This window comes from Pseudomonas sp. FW305-70, from assembly GCF_058783925.1.
The window spans coordinates 22,575-45,648 of the sequence record NZ_JBYSYZ010000037.1; the positions used below are offsets into that span (position 1 = coordinate 22,575).

Genomic DNA, 23,074 nt, shown 5'->3' on the forward strand with positions numbered 1-23,074 from the left:
CGGTGTGTCAGGCGACATCTGTGTTGACTGTGTCGCCGCCTTCGCGAGCAAGCCCGCTCCCACAGGGGCCTGCGTTGAACTGACGGACATCGTCTGATCCGGGTTTGCAATCCACTATTAAGCCGGGCCGTGTTGGCCGGGCGACTGAAACCTGTTGGGAGTTTCACATGGCAAACGCCTCCAGCATTTACAGGAAGGCTATTGAAGGTCACCAGGCACCGAAAAAGGTGTTGGTGAAAGTCGATCGCGTCACCAAGAAATTCGACGAAACCACCGCAGTGGACGATGTGTCCCTGGAAATCCACCAGGGTGAAATCTTCGCCCTGCTCGGCGGTTCCGGCTCCGGCAAATCGACCCTGCTGCGCATGCTCGCCGGTTTCGAGCGCCCGACCGAAGGCCGGATTCTGCTCGACGGTGTCGACATCACCGACATGCCGCCGTATGAACGACCGATCAACATGATGTTCCAGTCCTACGCGCTGTTCCCGCACATGACGGTGGCGCAGAACATCGCCTTCGGCCTCAAGCAGGACCGTTTGCCAGCGGCCGAAATCGAAGCCCGGGTGCAGGAGATGCTGCGCCTGGTACACATGACCCAGTACGCCAAGCGCAAGCCGCACCAACTGTCCGGAGGCCAGCGTCAGCGCGTGGCCCTGGCCCGTTCCCTGGCCAAGCGTCCGAAGCTGCTGCTGCTCGACGAACCGATGGGCGCCCTGGATAAAAAGCTGCGCTCGCAAATGCAGCTGGAGCTGGTGGAAATCATCGAGCGCGTGGGCGTGACCTGCGTGATGGTGACCCACGACCAGGAAGAGGCCATGACCATGGCCCAGCGCATCGCGATCATGCACCTGGGCTGGATCGCCCAGATCGGCAGTCCGGTCGACATCTATGAAGCACCGGTCAGCCGCATGGTCTGCGAATTCATCGGCAACGTGAACGCCTTCGACGGCACCGTGGTGGAAGACCTGGAGGGTCACGCGATCATCCACAGCCCGGACCTCGAGCAGAAGATCTACGTCGGTCACGGCGTCAGCACCTCGGTGCAGGACAAGTCGATCACCTACGCGATCCGCCCGGAAAAACTGCTGGTCAGCACCGTCAAGCCGGACAACCGCTACAACTGGTCCAGCGGCAAGGTGCATGACATCGCCTACCTGGGCGGCCACTCGGTGTTCTACGTCGAGCTGCCTGGCGGCAAGATCGTCCAGTCGTTCATGGCCAACGCCGAACGCCGTGGTGCGCGTCCGACCTGGGACGATCAGGTCTACGTGTGGTGGGAAGACGACAGCGGCGTGGTACTGCGCGCATGAAAACCTTCAATCAGCAATTCCTCAGGTGGGTCCCCAGCGGGCGCAAGTTCGTCATCGGGATTCCGTTCATCTGGCTCTTCCTGTTCTTCATGCTGCCGTTCTTCCTGGTGATGAAGATCAGCTTCTCGGAAGCGGCCCTGGCCATTCCGCCCTACTCGGAGATCTACACCTACGCCGAGCAGAAATTCCAGCTGTTGCTCAACATCGGCAACTACACCTTGCTCGGCCAGGACGAGCTGTACCTCTCGGCTTATCTCGGCTCGTTGAAGGTCGCGCTGTTCAGCACCCTGATGTGCCTGGTGATCGGCTTCCCAATGGCCTACGCCATCACCAAGGCCAGCAAGGAAGCGCAGAACGTGCTGATGCTGCTGATCATGATGCCGACCTGGACCGCGATCCTGATCCGCGTGTATGCGTGGATGGGCATCCTGAGCAACAACGGCCTGCTCAACGGGTTCCTGATGTGGACCGGGCTGACGTCGCAGCCGATCGAGATCCTCAACACCAACATGGCTGTTTACATCGGTGTGGTGTATGCGTACCTGCCGTTCATGGTGCTGCCGCTGTACGCCAACCTGGTCAAGCACGACCAGAGCCTGCTGGAAGCCGCGTCGGACCTGGGTTCGAGCACCTTCAACAGCTTCTGGAAAATCACCGTGCCGCTGGCCAAGAACGGCATCATCGCCGGCTGCATGCTGGTGTTCATTCCGGTGGTCGGTGAGTTCGTGATTCCGGAACTGCTGGGCGGTCCGGAAACCCTGATGATCGGCCGTGTGTTGTGGCAAGAGTTCTTCAACAACCGCGACTGGCCGGTGGCGTCTGCCCTGGCGGTGGTGATGCTGTTGATCCTGATTGTGCCGATTCTGCTGTTCAACCGCAGTCAGGCCAAAGAGATGGAGGCACGGGGATGAAACGCTTCGGATTTTCAAAGTTCATGCTGATTTTCGGCCTGTCGTTTATCTACCTGCCGATGCTGATCCTGGTGATCTACTCGTTCAACGCCTCGAAGCTGGTGACGGTGTGGGGTGGCTGGTCGTTCAAGTGGTACGCCGGTTTGCTCGACAACTCGCAACTGATGGGCTCGGTGGTGCGCTCGCTGGAGATCGCCTGCTACACCGCCATCGCGGCGGTGGCGCTGGGTACCCTGGCAGCATTCGTGCTGACCCGCGTCACCCGCTTCAAGGGGCGCACCCTGTTCGGTGGCCTGGTCACCGCGCCGCTGGTGATGCCTGAGGTGATCACCGGTCTGTCGCTGTTGCTGCTGTTCGTGGCCATGGCGCAGTTGATCGGCTGGCCGATGGAACGCGGCATCGTGACGATCTGGATCGCCCACACCACGTTTTGTGCCGCTTATGTGGCGGTGGTAGTCTCCGCCCGCCTTCGCGAGCTGGACCTGTCCATCGAGGAAGCGGCCATGGACCTGGGCGCGAAACCGTTCAAGGTGTTTTTCCTGATCACCATTCCGATGATCGCGCCGTCACTGGCGGCCGGCGGCATGATGTCGTTCGCCCTGTCGCTGGATGACCTGGTGCTGGCGAGCTTCGTCTCCGGCCCGGGTTCCACGACCCTGCCGATGGAAGTGTTCTCGGCGGTACGTCTGGGGGTCAAGCCCGAGATCAACGCCGTGGCCAGCCTGATCCTGTTGGCCGTGTCGATCGTGACCTTCATGGTCTGGTACTTCAGCCGCCGTGCCGAAGCCTCCCGCAAACGCGCGATCCAGGAAGCCATGGACCAGACCGCCAGCGAATCCTGGCAACAACCGAAAAAGCAGATGGCGGCGGCCACCGCCTAATGCCGCCCCCTGTAGGAGCGAGCTTGCTCGCGATGGACGTAAACGATGACGTGGGCTGTCTGAAATAACGCGCCGTCCTTATGTTTTTCGCGAGCAAGCTCGCTCCTACAAAGGAGCGCTCTCGCCACAAATGTTTGCTATGTGTTTTTGAATAAAAAAGAAATGGAGTTGTACCGATGAAAATGTTTGGCAGGACTCTGCTGACACTGTCCTTATTGGGCGCGATCGCCACCGGCGCCCAGGCCAATGACAAGGTTCTGCGCGTCTACAACTGGTCGGATTACATTGGCCCGGACACCGTCAAGAAGTTCGAAGACGAGACCGGCATCCAGGTGACCTACGATGTGTTCGACAGCAACGAAACCCTCGAGGCGCGCCTGCTGGCGGGCAAATCCGGCTACGACATCGTCGTGCCGTCCAACAGTTTCCTGGCCAAGCAGATCAAGGCCGGCGTCTACCAGACGCTGGACAAGTCGAAGCTGCCGAACTGGAACAACCTCAATCCGGTGCTGCTGAAAAACGCCTCCGCGAGCGATCCCGACAACGCTCACGCCATCCCGTACATGTGGGGCTCGATCGGCATCGGTTTCAACCCGGCCAAGGTCAAGGAAGTGCTCGGCGCCAACGCCCCGACCAACTCCTGGGACCTGCTGTTCAAACCGGAAAACGCCGAGAAGCTCAAGGCCTGCGGCATCAGCTTCCTCGACTCGCCGACCGAAATGATCCCGACCGCCCTGCACTACCTGGGCTACCCGGTGAACGATCAGGACAAACAGCACATCGCCCAAGCCCAGGCGCTGTTCATGAAGATTCGCCCGAACGTGGCGTACTTCCATTCGTCGAAATACATCTCGGACCTGGCCAACGGCAACATCTGCGTGGCCGTCGGTTACTCCGGCGACGTGCTGCAGGCCAAGGCCCGCGCCCAGGAAGCCGGGGACAAGGTGAAGATCGACTACAGCATCCCGAAAGAAGGCGCCGCCAGTTTCTACGACATGCTCGCGATCCCGCGCGATGCCGCCAACGTCGAGAACGCGTACCTGTTCATGAACTTCCTGATGCGCCCCGACGTGATCGCCGACATCACCAACAACATCGGCTACAGCAACGCCAACGCGGCAGCCACGCCACTGGTCGATGAAGCGATCCGCAACGAACCAGGTTCCTACCCGTCGGAAGCGGTGATGGCCACGCTCTATGCCGTACCGGACCAGCCGATCGCCATCCAGCGGATCATGACCCGAGGCTGGACCAAGGTGAAACTCGGCCAGTAATCCAGGACATCACCGACCTAATGTGGGAGCGGGCTTGCTCGCGAAGAGGCCATCACATTCAACATCAATGTTGACTGGCACATCGCCTTCGCGAGCAAGCCCGCTCCCACATTGGGCAGGTGGGTGTTCAACAATTTCCGTTCACGCAGCGCCTTACCACCGCTGCCTCTCCTGCAAGTAGAACGGCCTCACCTGGCTCCCTCGGTTCAGGTGAATTTGGCGCCCTCGGGCGCCTTTTTTTATGGGGGATCAATCAACGGCCATTCGGCCAGCGCCCGATAACGGCCCTTGTGGGATTCGAACAGGGTGAATCGATCGGCCCGCAGGAAGAATTCGGGGGGTGTCGCGGACTCCGGCACCGGCGCCCGATAGTCCCGTGCCAGGGTCAGGTGCGGACGGTATTCCCTTGGCGCTTGCTCCAGCCCGAACGGCAACATCGCCTGTTCCAGGGCATAGACCAGACGCAGCAATGCCGGGGGCGCCTGCTGCGGTGCGAGCACCAACGCCCCTGCCCTGCGCCATACGTCCAGCCGGTCAAGCACCACCGTCAAGCGCTCGCCCGGCGTGCGGATGGACGCCGCAGCGGTGCAGAGCTCGGCGATCTGCGCCACACCCACCGCGCCCAAAAACTTCAGCGTCAGGTGAAAGTTGTCCGCCGGCACCGGTCGTCCGTTGCGCAGCTGCAGCGCACTGCGCCACTGGGCGATCTCCCGGCGCTGGGCCGGAGCGCAGTCCAGCGCAAAGAACAAACGCTTGATCGGCTCGCGGATTTCGTCGTTCATGCCGCACTCCTTGTGGGAAGACTGTCTGAGTGTACTCAACACCCGCCTGCCGGCCAGCGGATTTCTGGCACCGTCCGGCAGGCGCGTTATAGTTCTGGCATCCCACAAAAGCAGAGGGGACCATGCGACAGATCATCAGCAAAGAGCCATGGTGGGCCAGACCGCCCGCGCCAGGTCAGGATGAACTCCAGCTGGAATGGGGCTGGCTGGTGCATTACAGCGAAGGTGAGCCGCGCTTCGAGTTCATCCGCGAACGGCCGACGGATGACGAGATCCGCCAGCGCAAGAGTTGCAGGATCACCCCGACGCCGGAGTGATCCCGCGTCCGGCATCACGCCGTGAGAAGTACTTCAAACCCGCCGTACACCATGCGCTGGCCATCGAAGGGCATCGGATTGACCTCCGGCTTCATGCGCGGGTCCTGCATCATCTTGTCCATCCCGGCATTGCGGGTGGCCTTGTCCGGCCAGATGATCCAGCCGAAGGCAACGGTTTCGCCCTCCTTGAGCTTCACCGACATCGGGAACGAGGTGACCTTGCCCTCCGGCACGTCCTCGCCCCAGCATTCGACCACACTCAAGGCTCCGTTTTCCTTGAAGACCGAGGCGGCGATTTCGGCGTGCTTGAGGTATTGCCCACGGTTGGCGGTGGGCACGGCTGCGATAAAACCATCGACATAAGACATGAGTGTTTCTCCTTGGGTCATGGGGTGTTCTGCCGGGTAGTCGTTTGCGCCGGCGTCCAATCGACAGTGCCGGCACTCAAACCGACCGGCGGTTGTGCACCGCCGCCCAGACTCCCTTCGATCTGCCCCGCCATGTAAAGCGTGCCAGCCATGACGCCGGTGGTCGGGTTCTGCACCAGCTTGATCCAGGCCTTGTCGAAGGTATTGCCCAGACTGCTGCGGATCAGCGCTTCGCTGTCGGGCCTGTCATTGGCCTGAATCATCGCGCGAATGGCCGCCACACCGACGGTAATCAAGCCGCCGGCGAGTCTCCCGGCAGCGGCGGCCACGGCACTGGCGGCCCCGCGCGGGGCCATCTCGGCTTCCATGCGCTGGCTGGCGCGCTTGGCCACCGGCGCCATCGCGGTGTCGGTCGAACCCACGCCCTTGTCACCGCCGGCCTTATGGATTTTGTCGAGCAACGCAGCGTAAGCCGGCAATGAGTTCAACGATTCGGTGTGCACGATCTGGTACAACGAGGCGTCCCGCGCCGGCGGTGGCCCGAGGGCAATGGCCGGGATTTTCTGGATGCGCCCGTTGAGCTGGGCCATAGGCACGCCGTGGCGGGTGGAGATTTTCTGCAGTTCTTCCTTGAGGATGTCGACGTAGAATGCCGCTGCCAGGCCAAGAATCGCATCGGGATCGATTTCCGCCGCCACCGGGGCCAGGACCTTCTCCTGGTAGGCTTCGAGCAGGTACGCCGCCAGGCGCTTGGCCGAGGCATCCTGCTCACCCTTGGCGCTGATGGTGTACCAGCTGACCTTCATCGACATCCATTCCTGGGTCCAGTAGCTGCTGAACCACGGAATGAAATTTTCTTCGGTCAGTTCATAGACCCGCGTACGCCAGTATTCCATGGCGCCACGGGCGTAGATTCGGGTCTGCTCGGTGGCCGACTGCGACGCGGCGACGATCTCCCGGTCCACCTGTTGCCAGGTGCTGGCGGGAACGATGACCGGCGCCACTTCCACCGGCGCACGCGGCGGCGTGGCGCACCCTGCCAACACCACCAGCACGGCAATGATCAGCGAACGCAGGTTCAAGATGGCGGCTTCCTGAAGTGTGCACCGGGCGGGATGTCCAGCACTCGAAAACCATGATTCAAGTATAGGTCGCGGCATGTGCATGGCCGACAACCGGCGGTACTTTTGAGGGCCTCTTCGCGGGCAAGCCCGCTCCCACAGGTTGCGCGTCGTGCCCGGATCATGTGGCAAGCACAAAACATTGTGGGAGCGGGCTTGCCCGCGAAGGGGCCAGAGCAGACAGCACAAAAACCACCATCACTGGCGTCGATATTCACCATCGCCGCGATTGCCTTCCGCTTGAACGCTGTCAGCGTAGGATCGATCCCAAGCCAACACGAAATCCCGAATCGGAGGGAAACCTCATGCTGATCCATCTGCTGACCTGCCTGGCCCTGACGGCGTTCACATTGAGTGTGTTTGCCTGGTACGTCCTGAGCGAGGAGCAAACATCATGATGCACACCGTCTCCCTCGCCGTGCGTTTTCCGCTGTTCGGCAACAATTTCTACGCGCAGAAATTCGAATCACGTAAAGAGTTGACTCTGCTGTTCGACGAGAAGTTCGAAGCGCTGTTGATCCCTTCAGCCGATCATCACTTCAGTAACGAAGTGGTCGGTCTCAATGATCAGTTCCGCTTTTTGAATGACGTGCTGGCCGAGCATCTGCTGGATGTCGAGCTGGCAAAAGCCTCGGTCCGTTCGTTCGGGTTCTGACGGCGACCGCGGGTCACCCGGGCACGGATGCGAACCGCTCACAACGTGCGCTGGCTATTGCCAGTCCCCCTCGCAATATCGATTCCCCAATCCATCGCCGCCTCCATGTCCAGCATGTGCGGCCGTGGGTCGTGATTTTCGTCGATGACCGAGCCGTCCGGCTTGTAGACACCGATAAACATGCCCAACGAACCGTCTTTCAATATCTCGGCTGTGACTTTGATTTTGCATCCGTTCGATAACGTCTCCTTGTGCTCTATATGGCGCTCGGTCATGACTGCATTGCTCCCCTGACTGGATTCAAACCCTACTGGCCATGCTAGCTCAGCCCTCTGGAGTTCGCCGATTGGCAGGACCGAAGGCCGGCCCTGGCAGCGGCGCAATGCCTCCTATACTGAAGGCCACCTCCCCTCCAGGGGATCTGCACGTCCAACAATAAAAAGCAGAGGTGGAACATGGTCTGGCAGCAAGTCTACGATCCGTTCGGTAACCCGGTGCTTTCAACGCTCATGGCGGCTGTGCCGGTGGTGGTGATGCTGGCGTCCCTCGCGTTTTTCCATATCAAGGCGCACCTGGCGGCGCTGCTCGCCCTGGTCTCGGCCTTGCTGATCTCGATCTTCGCCTTCGGCATGCCGGCGGACATGGCCGGTTCGGCGGCGCTGTTCGGTGCGGCCAACGGCCTGCTGCCGATTGGCTGGATCGTGTTGAACATCATCTTCCTGCACCGCCTGACCACCGAGAACGGTTCGTTCAAGGTGCTGCAAGACTCCCTGGCGCGCATCACCGATGACCGGCGCCTGCAATTGCTCCTGATCGCCTTCTGCTTCGGTGCGTTTTTCGAAGGCGCGGCCGGTTTCGGTACGCCGGTGGCGGTGACCGGGGCGATTCTCATCGGGCTCGGCTTTTCGCCGCTTGCCGCCTCGGGGCTGGCGCTGATCGCCAACACCGCGCCAGTGGCATTCGGCGCCCTCGGCACGCCAATCATCACCCTGGCCAAGGTCACCGGGCTGGATGAGATGGAGCTGTCGATGATGGTCGGGCGGCAGTTGCCCTTCTTCTCGGTGCTGGTGCCGTTCTGGCTGATCTGGGCCTTCGCCGGCTGGCGCAAGATGCTGGAGATCTGGCCGGCGATCCTGGTGGCCGGGGTCAGTTTTGCCATTCCGCAGTTCCTCGTCTCGAACTATCACGGGCCCATGCTGGTGGATGTGATCGCCGCGCTGATTTCCATGGCCTGCCTGACCGGTTTCCTCAAGGTCTGGAAACCGGCCACCGTGCACACCTCCGCCGCCCTGTCCGGCCGGGTCGACAACTCGAAGATCGACGCCGAGCACGACGAAAAGCCCGTACCGAGCGCAACCTTCGCCAACGAGGCGAAACCGGCGGTGATGCGGGCCTGGATGCCGTGGATCATCCTCACGGTCTTCGTGTTCATCTGGGGCACCCAAGGCTTCAAGAGCACCTTCGACACCCGCCCTGCCATCGATCCGCAAACCAGTGCCGTCAAGCTCGATCCGCAGGGCAAGCCGATGCGCGAAGCCAACCCGCTGTTTGCGCCGGTCGTGACCTTCAACACCCTGCACTTGCAGATCGAGAAAGTCCCGCCCGTGGTGGCCGCGCCGAAAACCGAGGAAGCGGTGTACAAGTTCACCTGGTTCACCGCCACCGGCAGCGGCATTCTGCTGGCGGCGATTGTCGGCGGCTTGCTGATGGGGTACTCGATCCCGCAACTGATTCACCAGTACCTGCGCACGTTGTGGGTAGTGCGTTACTCGCTGATCACCATTGTGGCGATGCTCGCCCTGGGCTTTCTCACGCGCTACTCGGGCCTGGATGCGACCATGGGCCTGGCCTTCGCCGCGACGGGCATTTTCTACCCGATGTTCGGCACCCTGCTCGGTTGGCTCGGCGTGGCGTTGACCGGCTCGGACACCGCGTCCAACGTGCTGTTCGGCGGCCTGCAACGGGTGACGTCCGAGCAACTGGGCATCAGCCCGGTGTTGATGGCCGCCGCCAACAGTTCCGGTGGGGTCATGGGCAAGATGGTCGACGCCCAGTCGATCGTGGTCGCCTCCACCGCCACCCGCTGGTACGGCCATGAAGGGGAAATCCTGCGCTACGTGTTCTTCCACTCGATTGTGCTGGCGATTCTGGTCGGCGGGCTGGTGACGTTGCAGGCCTACGTCGCGCCGTTCAGCCATATGGTGGTGGGCGGGCATTGAATCGAACTGTGGGAGCGGGCTTGCTCGCGAAGGCGGTGTGTCAGACGGCAATGTCATCGACTGACACTCCCTCTTCGCGAGCAAGCCCGCTCCCACATGGGCAAGGGTTTTTTATTGAATGAATGGTCCGTCGTGCGGACAAACATCCCATGGACAGCCGGCCGTATCAGGCCAATGATAAAGGTCGCAGGTCTCCAGCGAGAATCGTGATCCCATGAACATTCTCTACGATGAACGCGTTGACGGCGCCTTGCCCGACGTCGACAGACAGGCACTGTTGCAGGCCCTGCAGAGCCGCTTGCCGGGCCTGGAAATCCTGCATCAGCAGGAGGAACTCAGGCCCTACGAATGCGACGGACTGTCGGCCTATCGCACCACGCCGATGCTGGTGGTGCTGCCCCGGCACATCGACGAAGTGCAAGGGATACTGCGCGTCTGTCATGAGCTGCACGTCCCCGTCGTCGCCCGTGGCGCCGGCACCGGTTTGTCCGGCGGTGCGCTGCCCCTTGAGAAAGGCGTGTTGCTGGTGATGGCGCGCTTCAACAACATCCTGGGCATCGACCCCGCCGCCCGTACCGCGCGGGTTCAGCCGGGCGTGCGCAATCTGGCGATTTCCCAGGCGGCGGCACCGTTCGGCCTGTATTACGCGCCGGATCCGTCCTCGCAAATTGCCTGTTCCATCGGCGGCAACGTCGCGGAAAATGCCGGTGGCGTGCATTGCCTGAAGTACGGCCTGACCGTGCACAACGTGCTCAAGGTCGACATTCTCACGGTCGACGGCGAGCATTTGAGCCTGGGCTCCAACGCCCTCGACGCCCCCGGTTTCGATCTGCTGGCACTGTTCACCGGCTCCGAAGGCCTGCTCGGGGTGATCACCGAGGTCACGGTCAAGCTGCTGCCCAAACCGCAGACCGCCAAGGTATTGCTGGCGGCGTTCGACTCCGTGGAAAAAGCCGGGCGCGCCGTCGGCGACATCATTGCCGCCGGCATCATCCCCGGCGGCCTGGAAATGATGGACAACCTGGCCATCCGCGCTGCCGAGGACTTCATCCACGCCGGTTACCCGGTGGAGGCCCAGGCCATTCTGCTGTGCGAGCTCGATGGTGTTGAAGCCGATGTCTCGGATGACTGCGACCGGGTGCGCCAGGTCCTGCAACAGGCCGGTGCGACCGAGGTGCGCCAGGCCAAAGACGAAGCCGAGCGCGTACGTTTCTGGGCCGGGCGCAAGAACGCCTTCCCGGCAGTGGGCCGCCTCTCGCCGGATTACTACTGCATGGACGGCACCATCCCCCGTCGCGAACTGCCCGGTGTGCTGCACGCCATCGCCGAACTCTCGAACGAATACGGCCTGCGGGTGGCCAACGTATTCCACGCCGGTGACGGCAACATGCATCCGTTGATCCTGTTCGACGCCAATCAACCCGGTGAACTGGAGCGCGCGGAAAACCTGGGCGGCAAGATTCTGGAGCTGTGCGTGAAGGTCGGCGGCAGCATCACCGGTGAGCACGGTGTGGGTCGCGAGAAGATCAACCAGATGTGCGCGCAGTTCAACAGCGATGAGCTGACCCTGTTCCATGCCATCAAAGCCGCCTTCGACCCCAGCGGCCTGCTCAACCCCGGCAAGAACATTCCGACCCTGCATCGCTGCGCCGAATTCGGCGCCATGCACATACAGGGCGGTCAATTGCCCTTTCCCGAGCTGGAGCGTTTCTGATGCGCGGCCCTGAAGATTTCGATGACAGCCAGTCACTGCTGGAACAGGTCAATCAGGCGCTGGAAAACGCTACGCCGTTGCGCATCCAGGGTTCCAACAGCAAAGGTTTTCTTGGCCGCACCACGGCCGGGGAAATTCTCGATACCCGCGCGCACCGGGGCATCGTCAGTTACGACCCGACCGAACTGGTGATCACTGCCCGTTGCGGCACGCCGCTGGCGGAGCTGGCGCAGGCGCTGGACGCCGCGCAACAGATGCTGCCCTGCGAGCCGCCGTCCTTTGGCGACGGCGCCACGGTCGGCGGCATGATCGCCTGCGGACTGTCCGGCCCGCGGCGCCCGTGGTCCGGCTCGGTGCGCGATTTCGTCCTCGGCACGCGGGTCATCACCGGGCAAGGCAAACTGTTGCGCTTCGGTGGCGAGGTGATGAAAAACGTCGCCGGCTACGACCTGTCACGCCTGATGACCGGCAGTTACGGCTGCCTCGGGCTGATCACCGAAGTCTCGCTCAAAGTGCTGCCAAAACCCCGGACAGTCCTGAGCATCAGCCTGGAAATGGACCCTGAACGCGCCTTGCTGCGCCTGGCGGAGTGGGGCCAGCAACCGTTGCCGATCAACGCAGCCTGTCACGACGGTACACGCCTGCACCTGCGGCTCGAGGGTGGTGAAGGTTCAGTGGCGGCGGCCCATGAGCGCCTCGGTGGCGAACGGCTGGACGCTTCGTACTGGGAAGATCTCAACGAACAGCGCTTGAGCTTCTTCGATGAAGACCAGCCGCTCTGGCGCCTGTCACTGCCGCACAACACACCGCGCCTGTCGCTGCCGGGACGCCAGTTGATCGACTGGGGCGGCGCCCAGCGCTGGTTGAAATCCGACGCCGAGGCGGCGTTCATCCGCCAGGTCGTCGACGAAGTCGGCGGCCATGTCACCTGCTTCAGCCACGGCCTGACCGACACCCCGTTCCAGCCGCTGCCCCCGGCCCTGATGCGCTATCACCGCAACCTGAAACAACAACTCGACCCACGGGGCATCTTCAACCCCGGACGCCTGTATGCGGAGCTTTGAACCATGCAGACGACCCTGAGTGAACGCGCCCGCCATCTGCCCCGCGCCGCAGAAGCCGAAAGCATCCTGCGCACCTGCGTGCACTGCGGCTTCTGCAATGCCACCTGCCCGACCTATCAATTGCTCGGCGATGAACTGGACGGACCGCGGGGCCGCATCTACCTGATCAAGCAAGTGCTGGAAGGCAACGACGTCACGCAAAAGACCCAACAACACCTGGATCGCTGCCTGTCGTGCCGCAACTGTGAAACCACCTGCCCGTCGGGCGTCGACTACCACAACCTGCTGGACATCGGTCGCGCGGTGGTCGATGCGGCGGTGCCGCGCCCGCTCGGGCAGCGCCTGTTGCGCGAGGGGTTGCGCCAGACCGTGCCGCATCCAGACCTGTTCAAGAGTCTGGTCAATGGCGGCCAGGTGTTCCGCGCACTGCTGCCGGGCACGCTGCAAAGCAAATTGCCGCGCCATGCACCACCGGCCAAGCCGCGCCCCATGACCCTGCGCGAGCGTCAGGTGCTGATGCTCGAAGGCTGCGTGCAACCCGCCCTGTCACCCAACACCAATGCCGCGGCGGCGCGGGTGCTGGACCGGTTGGGAATCAGCGTCATCGCGACCCGCGAAGCCGGTTGCTGCGGTGCCGTGGACTACCACCTGGACGCCCAGGCCGCCGGCCTCGATCGCGCCCGGCGCAACATCGACGCGTGGTGGCCGGGCATCGAAAAAGGCGCCGAGGCGATTGTGCAGACCGCCAGCGGTTGCGGCGCCTTCATCAAGGACTACGGCCATCTGCTCGCCAGCGACCCGGCCTATGCCGACAAGGCGAAAAAGGTCAGCGAACTGGCCCGGGACCTGGTGGAGGTGTTGCGCGACGAGCCGCTGGAAAAACTCGGGATCCACGCCTCGCAGCGCCTGGCCTTCCATTGCCCCTGCACCTTGCAGCACGGGCAGAAACTCGGCGGCGCCGTGGAAGCACTGCTGAGCGGACTCGGTTTCAACCTGACGTCCGTTCCCGACGGGCACCTGTGCTGCGGTTCGGCGGGCACCTATTCACTGACCCAGCCCGAGCTGTCGCGACAACTGCGCGACAACAAGCTCAACGCCCTGGAAAGCGGCCATCCCGAGGTCATCGTCACGGCCAACATCGGCTGCCAGTCGCACCTCGACGGCGCAGGCCGGACCCCGGTGCGGCACTGGATCGAACTGGTCGAAGCCGCCCTGCCTTAACCGAACCCCGGAGATGCCCATGAACCGCAAAGCCGTGCTGAGCCAGACCGAAGTCCAGCAGATCATCAAAGCCGCCCGTGCCGAAGCACAGGCCAATCAATGGGCGGTGACCATAGTGGTGGTCGATGACGGCGGTCACCCGCTGGCCCTCGAACGCCTCGACGGTTGCGCACCAAGCAGTGCCTATATCGCCACCGAAAAGGCCCGCACCTCAGCCCTCGGGCGGCGGGAATCGAAAAGCTATGAGGACATGGTCAATGGTGGGCGCTACGCTTTTCTGTCAGCACCACTGCTGACTTCGCTCGAGGGTGGCGTGCCGATTGTTTTCGATGGCCAGGTGATTGGGGCCGTCGGGGTGTCGGGCGTCAAGCCTGAGCAAGATGCGCAAGTGGCCAAGGCCGGTGCGCAGTGCGTGAAATGAGATTTTGGCTTCACCCTAAATCCCTGTGGGAGCGGGCTTGCTCGCGAATGCGGTGGTACATCCAACATCCATGTATCTGACACACCGCTTTCGCGAGCAAGCCCGCTCCCACAGGGGCCGTGTTCAACCTTCTGTGAGGAGTTGCACCGATGAGCCGTCTGACAGCCAAAGACTTTTCCCCGGAACTGCTGGAACTCTACGACTACTACGCCCACGGCCAGATCAACCGCCGGGAGTTTCTCGACCGCGCGGCGTTGTTCACCTTCGGCAGCATGACCGCCGGTGCCCTGCTCGCCGCGCTAAGCCCCAACTACGCGCTGGCCGAGCAAGTCGAGTTCACCGACCCGGACATCATTGCCGAGTACGTCACCTACCCTTCGCCCAAGGGTAACGGCCAGGTACGGGCTTATCTGGTGCGTCCGGCCAAGGCCACCGGCAAGGTGCCTGCGGTGGTGGTCGTGCATGAAAACCGCGGGCTCAACCCCTACATCGAAGACGTGGCCCGGCGTGTGGCCAAGGCCGGTTTCATCGCCCTGGCCCCGGACGGCCTGACCTCGGTCGGCGGTTATCCCGGCAATGACGACAAGGGCCGCGAGCTTCAGGCCACGGTCGACCCGCAAAAGCTGATGAACGACTTTTTCGCCGCCGTCGAGTGGATGATGAAACACCCTGCCGCCACTGGAAAAGTCGGCATCACCGGGTTCTGCTACGGCGGTGGCGTGACCAACGCCGCCGCCGTGGCCTATCCGGAACTGGGCGCCGCCGTGTCATTTTATGGTCGTCAGCCAACGGCCGAGGAAGTGCCCCGGATCAAGGCACCGGTGATGCTGCACTACGGCGAACTGGATACGCGGATCAACGAGGGCTGGCCGGCCTATGAGAAAGCGTTGAAGGCCGGGGGCAAGACCTATGAGGCCTACATTTATCCGGGCGCCAATCATGGTTTCCACAACGACTCGACGCCGCGTTATGACGAGGCGGCGGCGAAGCTGGCGTGGGAGCGGACGTTGGGGTGGTTTAGAAAGTATCTGGTTTGAAGTACTCGGCCAGCAGTACCGGCCTCTTCGCGGGCAAGCCCGCTCCCACAGGGTCCGAGTCGAAGCACATATCGGTGAACGACTCAGGAACCTGTGGGAGCGGGCTTGCTCGCGAAGGCGGTTTCAGGGCTGCCGAGATTATTTCGGCTGAGCCACCGTCCGCAGATACGGCTTCAGTGTCTTGAAGCCATCCGGGTATTTCTTCTTCGCATCTTCATCAGACACCGAAGTCGGGATGATCACATCCTCGCCCGGCCGCCAGTTCACCGGCGTGGCAACGGTGTGCTTGGCATTCAGTTGCAGAGAGTCGAGCAAACGCAGCACTTCATCGAAATTGCGCCCGGCGCTCATCGGGTAGATCAGCATGGCCTTGACCTTCTTGTCCGGGCCGACGATGAACACCGAGCGCACCGTGGCGTTGTCCACGGCTGTGCGCGCGCCGCCGCTGGCATTGGGGTGGATCATGTCGTAAAGCTTGGCCACCACCAGGTTTTCATCGCCGATCAGCGGGTAGTTGACGGCGCAGCCCTGAGTCTCGGCGATGTCGCCGACCCAACGGTTGTGGTCGCTGACCGGGTCGACGCTGAGGCCGATGACCTTGGTGTTGCGCTTGTCGAATTCGGGCTTGAGTTTGGCCAGGTAGCCCAGTTCAGTGGTGCACACCGGGGTGAAATCCTTGGGGTGGGAAAACAGGATGGCCCACCCGTCGCCGATCCATTGGTGAAAGTTGAGCGTGCCTTCGGTGGTTTCGGCGGTGAAATCCGGTGCTTCGTCGCCAATGCGGATAGCCATGTTCGATCTCCTTGCAATGATGGACAGGGACGCCGTCAGGGCAACGAATGCGCTTTCAACGGCATGGACGCGGACAGTATAGGAGAGGTTGCGCAACTCGCCGGCTGCGCTAGTCCATCAACGCAATCAGCTGCTGACGCTGGGCATCGGTCAGCATCGGGCCGAATCCGGCCCGGGTATTTTCCGCCATGTAGCGCGGGTTGCCGGTGCCCGGAATCACGCAGGTCACCGCCGAATGCGACAACAGGAACTTCAGTGCCAGTTGCGGCCAGCTCTTGACCCCGACTTGCGCCGCCCAGCCTGGCAGCGGTTTGTCTTTCAGTCTGGCCAGCAGGCCGCCACCGCCGAACGGCCGATTGCAGATCACCGCCACGCCCCGTTCACGGCACAACGGCAGCAAGCGTTTCTCGGCGCCGCGATCATCCAGGGCGTAGTTGATCTGCAGGAAATCCACAGGCTCGGCCTTGAGTACCGCTTCCACTTCGTCGTAGGCCGACGCCGTTTAATGGGTGATGCCGATGTAGCGGATGCGCCCCTGTTCTTTCCAGTGGCGCAGGGTCGGCAAGTGCGTCTGCCAGTCCAGCAGGTTGTGGATCTGCATCAGGTCGATCCGGTCGGTCTGCAACAGGGCGAAGGATTGCTCCATCTGCGCGATGCCTTCCTCGCGCCCGCGGGTCCACACCTTGGTGGCCAGGAACGCCGGCGAGCGCGGCTCATGGATCGACAGCAATTCGCCGGTGGTCTGTTCGGCGCGACCGTACATCGGCGAGCTGTCGATCAGCTTGCCACCCTTGTCGAACAACGCATCCAGTACCGCGGGCAAGTCCTTGTAGGCCGGTTGCGAAGGCTCGACGTCGAATCCGCGATAAGTGCCCAAGCCTACGATCGGCAAGGACTCGTTGCTGGAAGGAATGGCGCGAGTCTGCATGGTCTTGCCTCCTGTTCCCGTCGACGGCGCGGGTTGCGCACTCGCCGGACCGAACGTGAAGACCGCCGAAGCGCCGGCAGCCAGCGTGAGTATTGCTCTACGGGTGTAACCCTCAGGATGGCTCATAAAACGTTTCTCACCAGTCGTTCGGGTTCGGCCTGTTGCACCAACACGGCGGATAACCCGCGCCCAGGGTCGATTGACTACACTCACAAGGCCCTGCGGCGTCAGCCACTTTCCAACCCCGAGCCATCAATGCCGCCCACTAACGTTAGTCGAATGTCGCGCACCCTGGTGTTACTCGTCGTCATCGTCGCTGTGTTGTACCTGACGCTGTGCTTGGCGTTGTTCGTGTTTCAGCGGGCGCTGATCTATTACCCGCAACCGCGCGCCATCGGCGCTGCCGGGACGCTGCTCACCCTGCCGGTCGCCGACGCACGGGTGCTGGTGTCCATCCGGCCTCACGAAGGCCCGAATGCGCTGATCTACTTTGGCGGCAACGCCGAAGACGTCTCGCGCAACTTACCCGGGTTCACTCAGGCGTTCCCTGATTACGCGCTGTATCTGCTGCATTACCGAGGCTTTGGCGGCAGTTCCGGCTCGCCTTCCGAAGAGGCCATCGCCCGCGACGCCTTGACCTTGTTCGACCAGGTGTATGCCAGCCACTCGCATGTGGCGGTGGTCGGACGCAGCCTGGGCTCGGGTGTCGCCGTGCGCCTTGCCAGCCAGCGCCCGGCGGCGCGCCTGGTGCTGATCACGCCCTACAACAGCCTTGAGGGACTGGCCGCTCGTCAGTTCCGCTGGTTTCCGGTGCGCTGGTTGCTGAAGGACAAATACCCGTCCTGGCAGTACGCCGCCCGCATCACGGTGCCGACTCGCCTGATTGCCGCCGAACATGATGAAGTGATTGCGCGTTCGAGCACCGAGCAGTTGTACACGCACTTCGCCAAAGGCGTGGCGTCACTGCAGGTGATACCGGGGACGGGGCATAACTCGATCAGCGAAAGCCCTGAATACATGAAGGCGCTGGGGGATGGATTGTAGCAAGCAAGGTGGAACATACCTGTGATCTGTGATCTGTGATCTGTGATCTGTGATCTGTGATCTGTGATCTGTGGCGAGGGAGCTTGCTCCCGCTGGGTTGCGAAGCGACCCCAGCTCTTCATCTGAAAAGCAGGGCCTGCTGCGCAGGCCAGCGGGGGCAAGCCCCCTCACCACAGAAAGCCCTTCAGTCGTGACCATTGGTCCGAGATTCTGCCTCCGGCCAATAAAAACATATTTTTATTCCTATATTGATATTGTCGAACGTTCCCACTCACAGAGGGTGCCGTCATGAATATCAAAACCCTGGCTTTGCTCCTGCTGGCTTTCTGTGCGCAACCGGTCTGGAGCCAGACGCCTGCTGCCTCACCCGCCGCTGCCGACAGCCCCGCGCTGACCACGCGCCTGGCCGAGCGTGACCTTTGGGTCGAGCACATTTTCTGGATCAGAAACTACGCACTGGCCAATCAATCCGCCGACCAGAAACAAGCCAAAGTCGCGGCCGATCAGGTGGTCGACAACGCCACGAAAATCGCCAACAGCATCGCCCCGCTCTACGGCCAACCGGCGGCGGATCAATTGCTCAAGCTGCTTGCCGGCCATTGGGGCGCGGTGAAACACTACAGCGATGCCACGGTGGCCAAGGACACCAAGGGCAAACAGGCCGCCGTCACCGAACTGACCAGCAATGCCAAGGCGATTGCGGCGTTCCTGGCCACGGCGAACCCCAACCTGCCTGAGGCGACACTGGTGACGATGTTGTCAGCCCATGGCGGTCACCACATCACCCAGATCGATGAATTCGCGGCACATGATTACGCCGGCGAAGCCCGCACCTGGGCGATGATGCGCACGCACATCCTGGCCCTGGCCGATGCGTTGACCGGTGCGCTGGTCAAGCAATTCCCGGACAAGTTCTGATATCGCGCGAGGGTATCCCATGCTGGAAGGACTGGGCCGAACACAGCAAGACCTGCTCAATGCGCTGCTGCACCATGCCGGCGGCATGAGCATTGACGAGTTGGCTGAACACCTGGCCGTTACGCGCACCGCGATCCGCCAACACCTGGCGGCGCTGGAGCGTGACGGCCTGGTGCTGCGCGGCGACACCCGCCCGACGGGGCGTCGTCCGGAGCAGCTGTACCGGCTCACCGACCACGCACGGGAGCAATTCCCTCGCCACTATCAGCTACTGGCCAGCGTCCTGATCAATGAAGTTGCCGCGATTATTGGCCCCGAAGCCCTGGCCTCGCTGATGCGCAGCATGGGCCGCAAACTGGCGCTGGACCGTGAGCAGCAGGTCGTCGACGAAACCAGGATCGTCCAGCACATGAACCAGGCGGGCTACGAAGCCGAGGTGTTTTTTCGCTCAGGCGGCACGCCGGAAATCGTCGCGCATAACTGCGTGTTCCATCGCCTGGCCGCCGAGCACCCGGTGGTCTGCGAACTGGACCTGGCCTTGATCGGCGCGCTGGGCGGCGGTGAAGTCGAGCACAGCGAGTGCATGGTGCGTGGCGGGCATGTCTGTCGCTTCAGGCTGCGACCGACAGAAAGCCCGGAGCCGCCACTCGGAGACTGACCCTAAAGATCGACCATCTGCATGTTCGCTTTGAGAAACCCCATCAACTCGGCTGCCGCCGGCGACAGGCTGTGCCCCTTACGGCACAGGATGCCGATCTGGCGTTCCACCCGTGGTTCAGAAAGCGGCAGGAACGCCAGTTTCTCATTGCCCTGCGGGAACGCCAGGGACGGCAGCGTCGTGATACCGATGCCCTCTTCCAGCATCGCGATCAGCGAAATCATGTTGGAGACGAACAGCAGACTGCTGTCCAGCAACCCCGCCGCGTCCGTGCCTGCGAGCAAGCGCGAGGTGCCATTGCGCACCAGCGGGTAGGCTTGCAGGCTCGACCAATGCAAGGCCTCGCCGTTCGCCACCAATGGATGATCGTGGCGGCAGACCACTCCCACCCGATCACTCAGGATCGGCACGAACTCAATGTTTTCGTCCGCAGTCCACACGCTGCTGATCGCAAAGTCCACCTGCCCCTGGACCAACAACTGCTGGACACTGTCGGCGTTGCCATCCTGCATGCTGATCTGCATTTTCGGGTGCTCGCTGACAAACCGTGCGAGCAGATGCGGCAACAACCGACTGGCCACCGAAGGCACCGTAGCGATGCTCACCTGACCGATTTCATGCCGCGCCAGCAAGCTGACTTCGCGGGCGATGCGGTCGTGATGCGCGAGCAAATCCTGGAACAGCGGCAAGCAGTGCTCGCCGAATGGCGTCAGTTCGGTTTTACCGCCCTTTTCGAATAATGGCTGGCCGAGCTTCTGCTCCAGTTCACGTACGGCCAGGGACAGCGCCGGTTGCGTGCGATAGGCCTGCCTTGCCGCGCCGTGAAAGCTTTTCAGCTGGGCAACCAGGACGAAATAGCGCAGTTGGGTGATCTTCAGCTCGGGTAACACGGTTAGTTTTCCTTATCATTTCATATTTATTATTAATTTTTATTTGCAGAGTAATACTCTCAAGATGGGGCCAACGCAATCGGAGGTTCCCATGGCACTGCAACCCTGCAAAAACTACATCGGCGGTAACTGGTGCGAAGGCCAAGGCGTCATCGCCAACCACAGCCCTTCGGATGTACAAGACCTCATTGGCCATTACCATCAGGCCAGCAGCGAACAGACGCTGGATGCCATCGCCGCCGCGCGCGACGCCCAGCCGCAATGGGCCGCCAGCGGCCTGGAACAGCGCCAGCAGGTGTTGATGGCTATCGGCAACGAGTTGATGGCGCGCAAGGAAGAACTCGGCGAACTGCTCTCCCGGGAAGAAGGCAAGCCGCTGGCCGAGGGCATCGGCGAGGTCAATCGCTCCGCGCAGTTCTTCCATTACTACGCCGCTGAAGTGCTGCGCCAGATGGGTGAGACAGCCGCTTCGGTACGCCCCGGCATCGAGATCGAAGTCCAACGTGAACCGGTAGGCGTGGTCGGCATCATCACGCCATGGAATTTCCCCATGGCCACCGCCGCATGGAAAATTGCTCCGGCCCTGGCCTTCGGCAACGCCGTGGTGTTCAAACCGGCCAACCTGGTGCCGGCCAGCGCCTGGGCCCTGACTGAAATCATCAGCCGCCAGGCCTTGCCCGCCGGCACCTTCAACCTGGTCATGGGCAGTGGCGCCGTGGTCGGCGAAAGCCTGATCCAGTCCGCCGACATCGACGCGTTGACCTTCACCGGTTCCCTGCAGACCGGTCGCCGCGTCGCGGTCGCCACCGCCAGTAATCTGGTGCGTTGCCAACTGGAAATGGGCAGCAAGAACGCCTTGGTGGTGCTCGATGACGCCGACCTCGACATCGCCGTGGAATGCGCGTTGAACGGCGCCTTCTTCGGCACCGGGCAAAAGTGCACGGCCTCTTCGCGATTGATCGTCTGCGACGGCATCCATGACCGTTTCGTCGAAGCGCTGGTGGCGCGCATGCGTCAACTGAAGGTCGGTCATGCCCTGCAACAAGGCACGCAGATCGGCCCGGTGGCTGAAGCCCGACAACTAGAACAGAACCTCCATTACCTGCAACTGGCCGAAGACGAAGGCGCGACCCTGGTCGAGGGCGGCCAATTGCTCAACCTGCAACCGGCCGGGCACTACATGCGCCCTGCCCTGTTCATCAACAGTCACAACAACATGCGCATCAACCGCGAGGAAGTCTTCGGGCCGATTGCCTGTGTGATCCGGGTCAGCGATTACGAAGAAGCCCTCGCCGTGTTGAACGACACCGAATACGGCCTCACCGCCGGGATCATCACCCAGTCACTGCGTTATGCCAGCGACTTCAAGCGCCGGGCCCGCACCGGTTGCGTCATGGTCAACCTGCCCACCGCCGGCACCGACTACCACGTGCCGTTCGGCGGCCGCAAAGCCTCCAGCTTCGGGCCACGCGAGCAAGGGCAATACGCCCGCGAGTTTTACACCGTGGTCAAGACCACCTACGTGCGACCTTGAACGGGAGATCGGCATGCACGACTTATTGATGATCGACGGCCTGCAATATTCCCACTGGAGCGAAGCGATCTTTCGCCAGATGCAGGAAGGTGGCCTGAGCGCGGTACACGCCACCATCGCCTACCACGAGAACGCCCGGGAAACCCTGTCGAGAATCGGCGAGTGGAACCGCCGCTTCGAAACCTGGCCCGAGCTGATTCGTCCGGTACGCGAGGCTTCGGACATTCGCCTGGCGCATCAGGAAGGCCGCGTCGGGATTTTCTTCGGTTTCCAGAACTGCTCGCCGATTGAAGACGACATCAGCCTGGTGGAGGTTTTCCGCCAGCTCGGCGTGCTGATCATGCAGCTCACCTACAACAACCAGAGCCTGCTGGCCAGCGGTTGCTACGAGGCCGAAGACAATGGCATCAGCCGTTTCGGCCGCCAGGTGATCCGCGAGATGAACCGCGTCGGCATGCTGATCGACATGTCCCACAGCGCCGAGCGCAGCACCCTGGAAGCCATCGAGCTGTCGAGCCGGCCGGTGATCGTCTCCCACGCCAACCCGTCGAGTTTCCACGCGGCCAAACGCAACAAGTCCAACGCGGTATTACGCGGTATCGCTGAGTCCGGCGGCCTGCTGGGTTTCAGCACGTACCCCTTCCACCTCAAGGGTGCGTCGGGCTGCACTCTGGAATCGTTCTGCGACATGGTCGCCAGCACCGCGGAATTGATGGGCGTCGAACACATCGGCATCGGCACCGACCTGTGCCAGCAACAACCCCTGCAGGTGCTCGAATGGATGCGCAACGGGCGCTGGAGCAAAGACAAGGATTACGGCGAAGGATCAAAGGACAACGCCAACTGGCCGGCACCGCTGCAATGGTTCCGCGACAGCCGGGATTTCCCGGTCATCGCCCAGGGCCTGCGCGACCGGGGATTCGCCGAGGACGAGGTACGCAACATCATGGGACTCAACTGGTTGCGCCTGCTGGAAAACGCTACGACGGCGCAAAACTGACTCTTGATCGACACC

Annotated in this window: 23 protein-coding genes and 1 pseudogene; 17 read left to right on the forward strand and 7 right to left on the reverse strand. The window is 62.2% G+C overall.

The genetic code is table 11. The features are described from left to right. Positions 1-167: 167 nt before the first annotated feature. The 4 genes from potA to AC3WN7_RS22540 all read left to right on the forward strand — a co-directional run bounded on the left by potA (position 168) and on the right by AC3WN7_RS22540 (position 4,376). Entirely contained in the window at positions 168-1,310 is a 1,143-nt protein-coding gene (gene potA, locus AC3WN7_RS22525; protein WP_007982155.1) for a polyamine ABC transporter ATP-binding protein, read from the forward strand. Continuing rightward, positions 1,307-2,221: an ABC transporter permease subunit gene (locus tag AC3WN7_RS22530; protein WP_102675042.1), complete on the forward strand. Its 915-nt coding sequence runs from the start codon at positions 1,307-1,309 to the stop codon at positions 2,219-2,221. The genes potA and AC3WN7_RS22530 overlap by 4 nt, the downstream gene beginning before the upstream one ends. Next, positions 2,218-3,102 (forward strand): ABC transporter permease subunit, encoded by an 885-nt coding sequence (locus AC3WN7_RS22535; RefSeq protein WP_095967788.1) that lies wholly within the window; start codon positions 2,218-2,220, stop codon positions 3,100-3,102. Before AC3WN7_RS22530 ends, AC3WN7_RS22535 begins: the two co-directional genes overlap by 4 nt. 176 nt (positions 3,103-3,278) lie before the next feature. Beyond that, positions 3,279-4,376, forward strand: coding sequence for a polyamine ABC transporter substrate-binding protein (locus AC3WN7_RS22540; RefSeq protein ID WP_095967789.1), 1,098 nt, complete (start codon positions 3,279-3,281; stop codon positions 4,374-4,376). Positions 4,377-4,615: 239 nt separating this feature from the next. Here AC3WN7_RS22540 and thpR read toward each other — a convergent pair whose 3' ends face one another. Further along, positions 4,616-5,158, reverse strand: coding sequence for an RNA 2',3'-cyclic phosphodiesterase (thpR, locus tag AC3WN7_RS22545; RefSeq protein WP_102675041.1), 543 nt, complete (start codon positions 5,156-5,158; stop codon positions 4,616-4,618). A gap of 122 nt (positions 5,159-5,280) precedes the next feature. Here thpR and AC3WN7_RS22550 point away from each other — a divergent pair, with 122 nt between their 5' ends. Further along, positions 5,281-5,475, forward strand: coding sequence for a hypothetical protein (locus AC3WN7_RS22550; protein WP_095967791.1), 195 nt, complete (start codon positions 5,281-5,283; stop codon positions 5,473-5,475). 14 nt (positions 5,476-5,489) lie between these two features. Here the strand turns inward: AC3WN7_RS22550 and AC3WN7_RS22555 are convergent, their stop codons facing one another. Both AC3WN7_RS22555 and AC3WN7_RS22560 read right to left on the reverse strand, forming a co-directional pair. After that, the gene (locus AC3WN7_RS22555; protein ID WP_095967792.1) at positions 5,490-5,843 is read right to left on the reverse strand and encodes a DUF1428 domain-containing protein; all 354 of its coding nucleotides are present in this window, start codon (positions 5,841-5,843) and stop codon (positions 5,490-5,492) included. Between the two features lie 17 nt (positions 5,844-5,860). Further along, entirely contained in the window at positions 5,861-6,925 is a 1,065-nt protein-coding gene (locus AC3WN7_RS22560; RefSeq protein WP_102675040.1) for a hypothetical protein, read from the reverse strand. A gap of 433 nt (positions 6,926-7,358) precedes the next feature. Here AC3WN7_RS22560 and AC3WN7_RS22565 point away from each other — a divergent pair, with 433 nt between their 5' ends. Next, a complete protein-coding gene (locus AC3WN7_RS22565) occupies positions 7,359-7,619 on the forward strand; it encodes a hypothetical protein (RefSeq protein WP_095967794.1) in 261 nt (86 codons plus the stop codon). A gap of 38 nt (positions 7,620-7,657) precedes the next feature. On the opposite strand, the gene AC3WN7_RS22570 is transcribed toward AC3WN7_RS22565, so the two are convergent. After that, positions 7,658-7,894, reverse strand: coding sequence for a hypothetical protein (locus tag AC3WN7_RS22570; RefSeq protein WP_007975246.1), 237 nt, complete (start codon positions 7,892-7,894; stop codon positions 7,658-7,660). Between the two features lie 180 nt (positions 7,895-8,074). Here AC3WN7_RS22570 and AC3WN7_RS22575 point away from each other — a divergent pair, with 180 nt between their 5' ends. The 6 genes from AC3WN7_RS22575 to yghX all read left to right on the forward strand — a co-directional run bounded on the left by AC3WN7_RS22575 (position 8,075) and on the right by yghX (position 15,295). Beyond that, positions 8,075-9,838 carry an L-lactate permease gene (locus AC3WN7_RS22575; RefSeq protein ID WP_102675039.1) on the forward strand — a complete coding sequence of 588 codons (1,764 nt, stop codon included), beginning with the start codon at positions 8,075-8,077 and terminating at the stop codon, positions 9,836-9,838. Positions 9,839-10,052: 214 nt separating this feature from the next. Then, a complete protein-coding gene (glcD, locus tag AC3WN7_RS22580; RefSeq protein ID WP_102675038.1) occupies positions 10,053-11,552 on the forward strand; it encodes a glycolate oxidase subunit GlcD in 1,500 nt (499 codons plus the stop codon). Beyond that, a complete protein-coding gene (glcE, locus tag AC3WN7_RS22585) occupies positions 11,552-12,616 on the forward strand; it encodes a glycolate oxidase subunit GlcE (RefSeq protein WP_102675037.1) in 1,065 nt (354 codons plus the stop codon). Before glcD ends, glcE begins: the two co-directional genes overlap by 1 nt. A gap of 3 nt (positions 12,617-12,619) precedes the next feature. Beyond that, positions 12,620-13,837, forward strand: coding sequence for a glycolate oxidase subunit GlcF (gene glcF, locus AC3WN7_RS22590; protein ID WP_102675036.1), 1,218 nt, complete (start codon positions 12,620-12,622; stop codon positions 13,835-13,837). Positions 13,838-13,856: 19 nt separating this feature from the next. Next, positions 13,857-14,258, forward strand: a complete 402-nt coding sequence (locus tag AC3WN7_RS22595; RefSeq protein ID WP_102675035.1) for a heme-binding protein — start codon at positions 13,857-13,859, stop codon at positions 14,256-14,258. Positions 14,259-14,407: 149 nt separating this feature from the next. Continuing rightward, positions 14,408-15,295 (forward strand): YghX family hydrolase, encoded by an 888-nt coding sequence (yghX, locus tag AC3WN7_RS22600; RefSeq protein WP_102675034.1) that lies wholly within the window; start codon positions 14,408-14,410, stop codon positions 15,293-15,295. 138 nt (positions 15,296-15,433) lie between these two features. Here the strand turns inward: yghX and AC3WN7_RS22605 are convergent, their stop codons facing one another. Then, positions 15,434-16,087: a peroxiredoxin gene (locus tag AC3WN7_RS22605; protein WP_015095597.1), complete on the reverse strand. Its 654-nt coding sequence runs from the start codon at positions 16,085-16,087 to the stop codon at positions 15,434-15,436. A 109-nt stretch (positions 16,088-16,196) separates the two neighbouring features. After that, a pseudogene (locus AC3WN7_RS22610) lies at positions 16,197-17,015 on the reverse strand (aldo/keto reductase). Between the two features lie 255 nt (positions 17,016-17,270). Between AC3WN7_RS22610 and AC3WN7_RS22615 the strand changes: the two are divergent. The 3 genes from AC3WN7_RS22615 (at position 17,271) to AC3WN7_RS22625 (ending at position 19,635) form a co-directional block, all read left to right on the forward strand. Next, the gene (locus tag AC3WN7_RS22615; RefSeq protein ID WP_102675033.1) at positions 17,271-18,059 is read left to right on the forward strand and encodes an alpha/beta hydrolase; all 789 of its coding nucleotides are present in this window, start codon (positions 17,271-17,273) and stop codon (positions 18,057-18,059) included. Between the two features lie 288 nt (positions 18,060-18,347). After that, a complete protein-coding gene (locus AC3WN7_RS22620) occupies positions 18,348-18,977 on the forward strand; it encodes a hypothetical protein (RefSeq protein WP_102675032.1) in 630 nt (209 codons plus the stop codon). A 19-nt stretch (positions 18,978-18,996) separates the two neighbouring features. Then, on the forward strand, positions 18,997-19,635 hold the full coding sequence (locus AC3WN7_RS22625; protein WP_102675031.1) for a helix-turn-helix transcriptional regulator: 639 nt from the start codon (positions 18,997-18,999) through the stop codon (positions 19,633-19,635). A gap of 2 nt (positions 19,636-19,637) precedes the next feature. On the opposite strand, the gene AC3WN7_RS22630 is transcribed toward AC3WN7_RS22625, so the two are convergent. Continuing rightward, entirely contained in the window at positions 19,638-20,525 is an 888-nt protein-coding gene (locus AC3WN7_RS22630) for a LysR family transcriptional regulator (RefSeq protein ID WP_102675030.1), read from the reverse strand. Between the two features lie 91 nt (positions 20,526-20,616). On the opposite strand from AC3WN7_RS22630, the gene AC3WN7_RS22635 reads away from it, so the two are divergent. Continuing rightward, complete coding sequence (locus AC3WN7_RS22635; RefSeq protein WP_095967806.1) at positions 20,617-22,059, forward strand: aldehyde dehydrogenase family protein; 1,443 nt, start codon at positions 20,617-20,619, stop codon at positions 22,057-22,059. 13 nt (positions 22,060-22,072) lie between these two features. Beyond that, positions 22,073-23,059 (forward strand): dipeptidase, encoded by a 987-nt coding sequence (locus AC3WN7_RS22640; protein ID WP_102675029.1) that lies wholly within the window; start codon positions 22,073-22,075, stop codon positions 23,057-23,059. The last annotated feature ends 15 nt before the right edge of the window (positions 23,060-23,074 follow it).

What these genes read in the sequence shown, in the direction of transcription:
- potA (WP_007982155.1), top strand. Translation starts at nt 168, where the DNA reads ATGGCAAACGCCTCCAGCATTTACAGGAAGGCTATTGAAGGTCACCAG.
- AC3WN7_RS22530 (WP_102675042.1), top strand. Translation starts at nt 1,307, where the DNA reads ATGAAAACCTTCAATCAGCAATTCCTCAGGTGGGTCCCCAGCGGGCGC.
- AC3WN7_RS22535 (WP_095967788.1), top strand. Translation starts at nt 2,218, where the DNA reads ATGAAACGCTTCGGATTTTCAAAGTTCATGCTGATTTTCGGCCTGTCG.
- AC3WN7_RS22540 (WP_095967789.1), top strand. Translation starts at nt 3,279, where the DNA reads ATGAAAATGTTTGGCAGGACTCTGCTGACACTGTCCTTATTGGGCGCG.
- thpR (WP_102675041.1), bottom strand. Translation starts at nt 5,158, where the DNA reads ATGAACGACGAAATCCGCGAGCCGATCAAGCGTTTGTTCTTTGCGCTG.
- AC3WN7_RS22550 (WP_095967791.1), top strand. Translation starts at nt 5,281, where the DNA reads ATGCGACAGATCATCAGCAAAGAGCCATGGTGGGCCAGACCGCCCGCG.
- AC3WN7_RS22555 (WP_095967792.1), bottom strand. Translation starts at nt 5,843, where the DNA reads ATGTCTTATGTCGATGGTTTTATCGCAGCCGTGCCCACCGCCAACCGT.
- AC3WN7_RS22565 (WP_095967794.1), top strand. Translation starts at nt 7,359, where the DNA reads ATGATGCACACCGTCTCCCTCGCCGTGCGTTTTCCGCTGTTCGGCAAC.
- AC3WN7_RS22570 (WP_007975246.1), bottom strand. Translation starts at nt 7,894, where the DNA reads ATGACCGAGCGCCATATAGAGCACAAGGAGACGTTATCGAACGGATGC.
- AC3WN7_RS22575 (WP_102675039.1), top strand. Translation starts at nt 8,075, where the DNA reads ATGGTCTGGCAGCAAGTCTACGATCCGTTCGGTAACCCGGTGCTTTCA.
- glcD (WP_102675038.1), top strand. Translation starts at nt 10,053, where the DNA reads ATGAACATTCTCTACGATGAACGCGTTGACGGCGCCTTGCCCGACGTC.
- glcE (WP_102675037.1), top strand. Translation starts at nt 11,552, where the DNA reads ATGCGCGGCCCTGAAGATTTCGATGACAGCCAGTCACTGCTGGAACAG.
- glcF (WP_102675036.1), top strand. Translation starts at nt 12,620, where the DNA reads ATGCAGACGACCCTGAGTGAACGCGCCCGCCATCTGCCCCGCGCCGCA.
- AC3WN7_RS22595 (WP_102675035.1), top strand. Translation starts at nt 13,857, where the DNA reads ATGAACCGCAAAGCCGTGCTGAGCCAGACCGAAGTCCAGCAGATCATC.
- yghX (WP_102675034.1), top strand. Translation starts at nt 14,408, where the DNA reads ATGAGCCGTCTGACAGCCAAAGACTTTTCCCCGGAACTGCTGGAACTC.
- AC3WN7_RS22605 (WP_015095597.1), bottom strand. Translation starts at nt 16,087, where the DNA reads ATGGCTATCCGCATTGGCGACGAAGCACCGGATTTCACCGCCGAAACC.
- AC3WN7_RS22615 (WP_102675033.1), top strand. Translation starts at nt 17,271, where the DNA reads ATGCCGCCCACTAACGTTAGTCGAATGTCGCGCACCCTGGTGTTACTC.
- AC3WN7_RS22620 (WP_102675032.1), top strand. Translation starts at nt 18,348, where the DNA reads ATGAATATCAAAACCCTGGCTTTGCTCCTGCTGGCTTTCTGTGCGCAA.
- AC3WN7_RS22625 (WP_102675031.1), top strand. Translation starts at nt 18,997, where the DNA reads ATGCTGGAAGGACTGGGCCGAACACAGCAAGACCTGCTCAATGCGCTG.
- AC3WN7_RS22635 (WP_095967806.1), top strand. Translation starts at nt 20,617, where the DNA reads ATGGCACTGCAACCCTGCAAAAACTACATCGGCGGTAACTGGTGCGAA.
- AC3WN7_RS22640 (WP_102675029.1), top strand. Translation starts at nt 22,073, where the DNA reads ATGCACGACTTATTGATGATCGACGGCCTGCAATATTCCCACTGGAGC.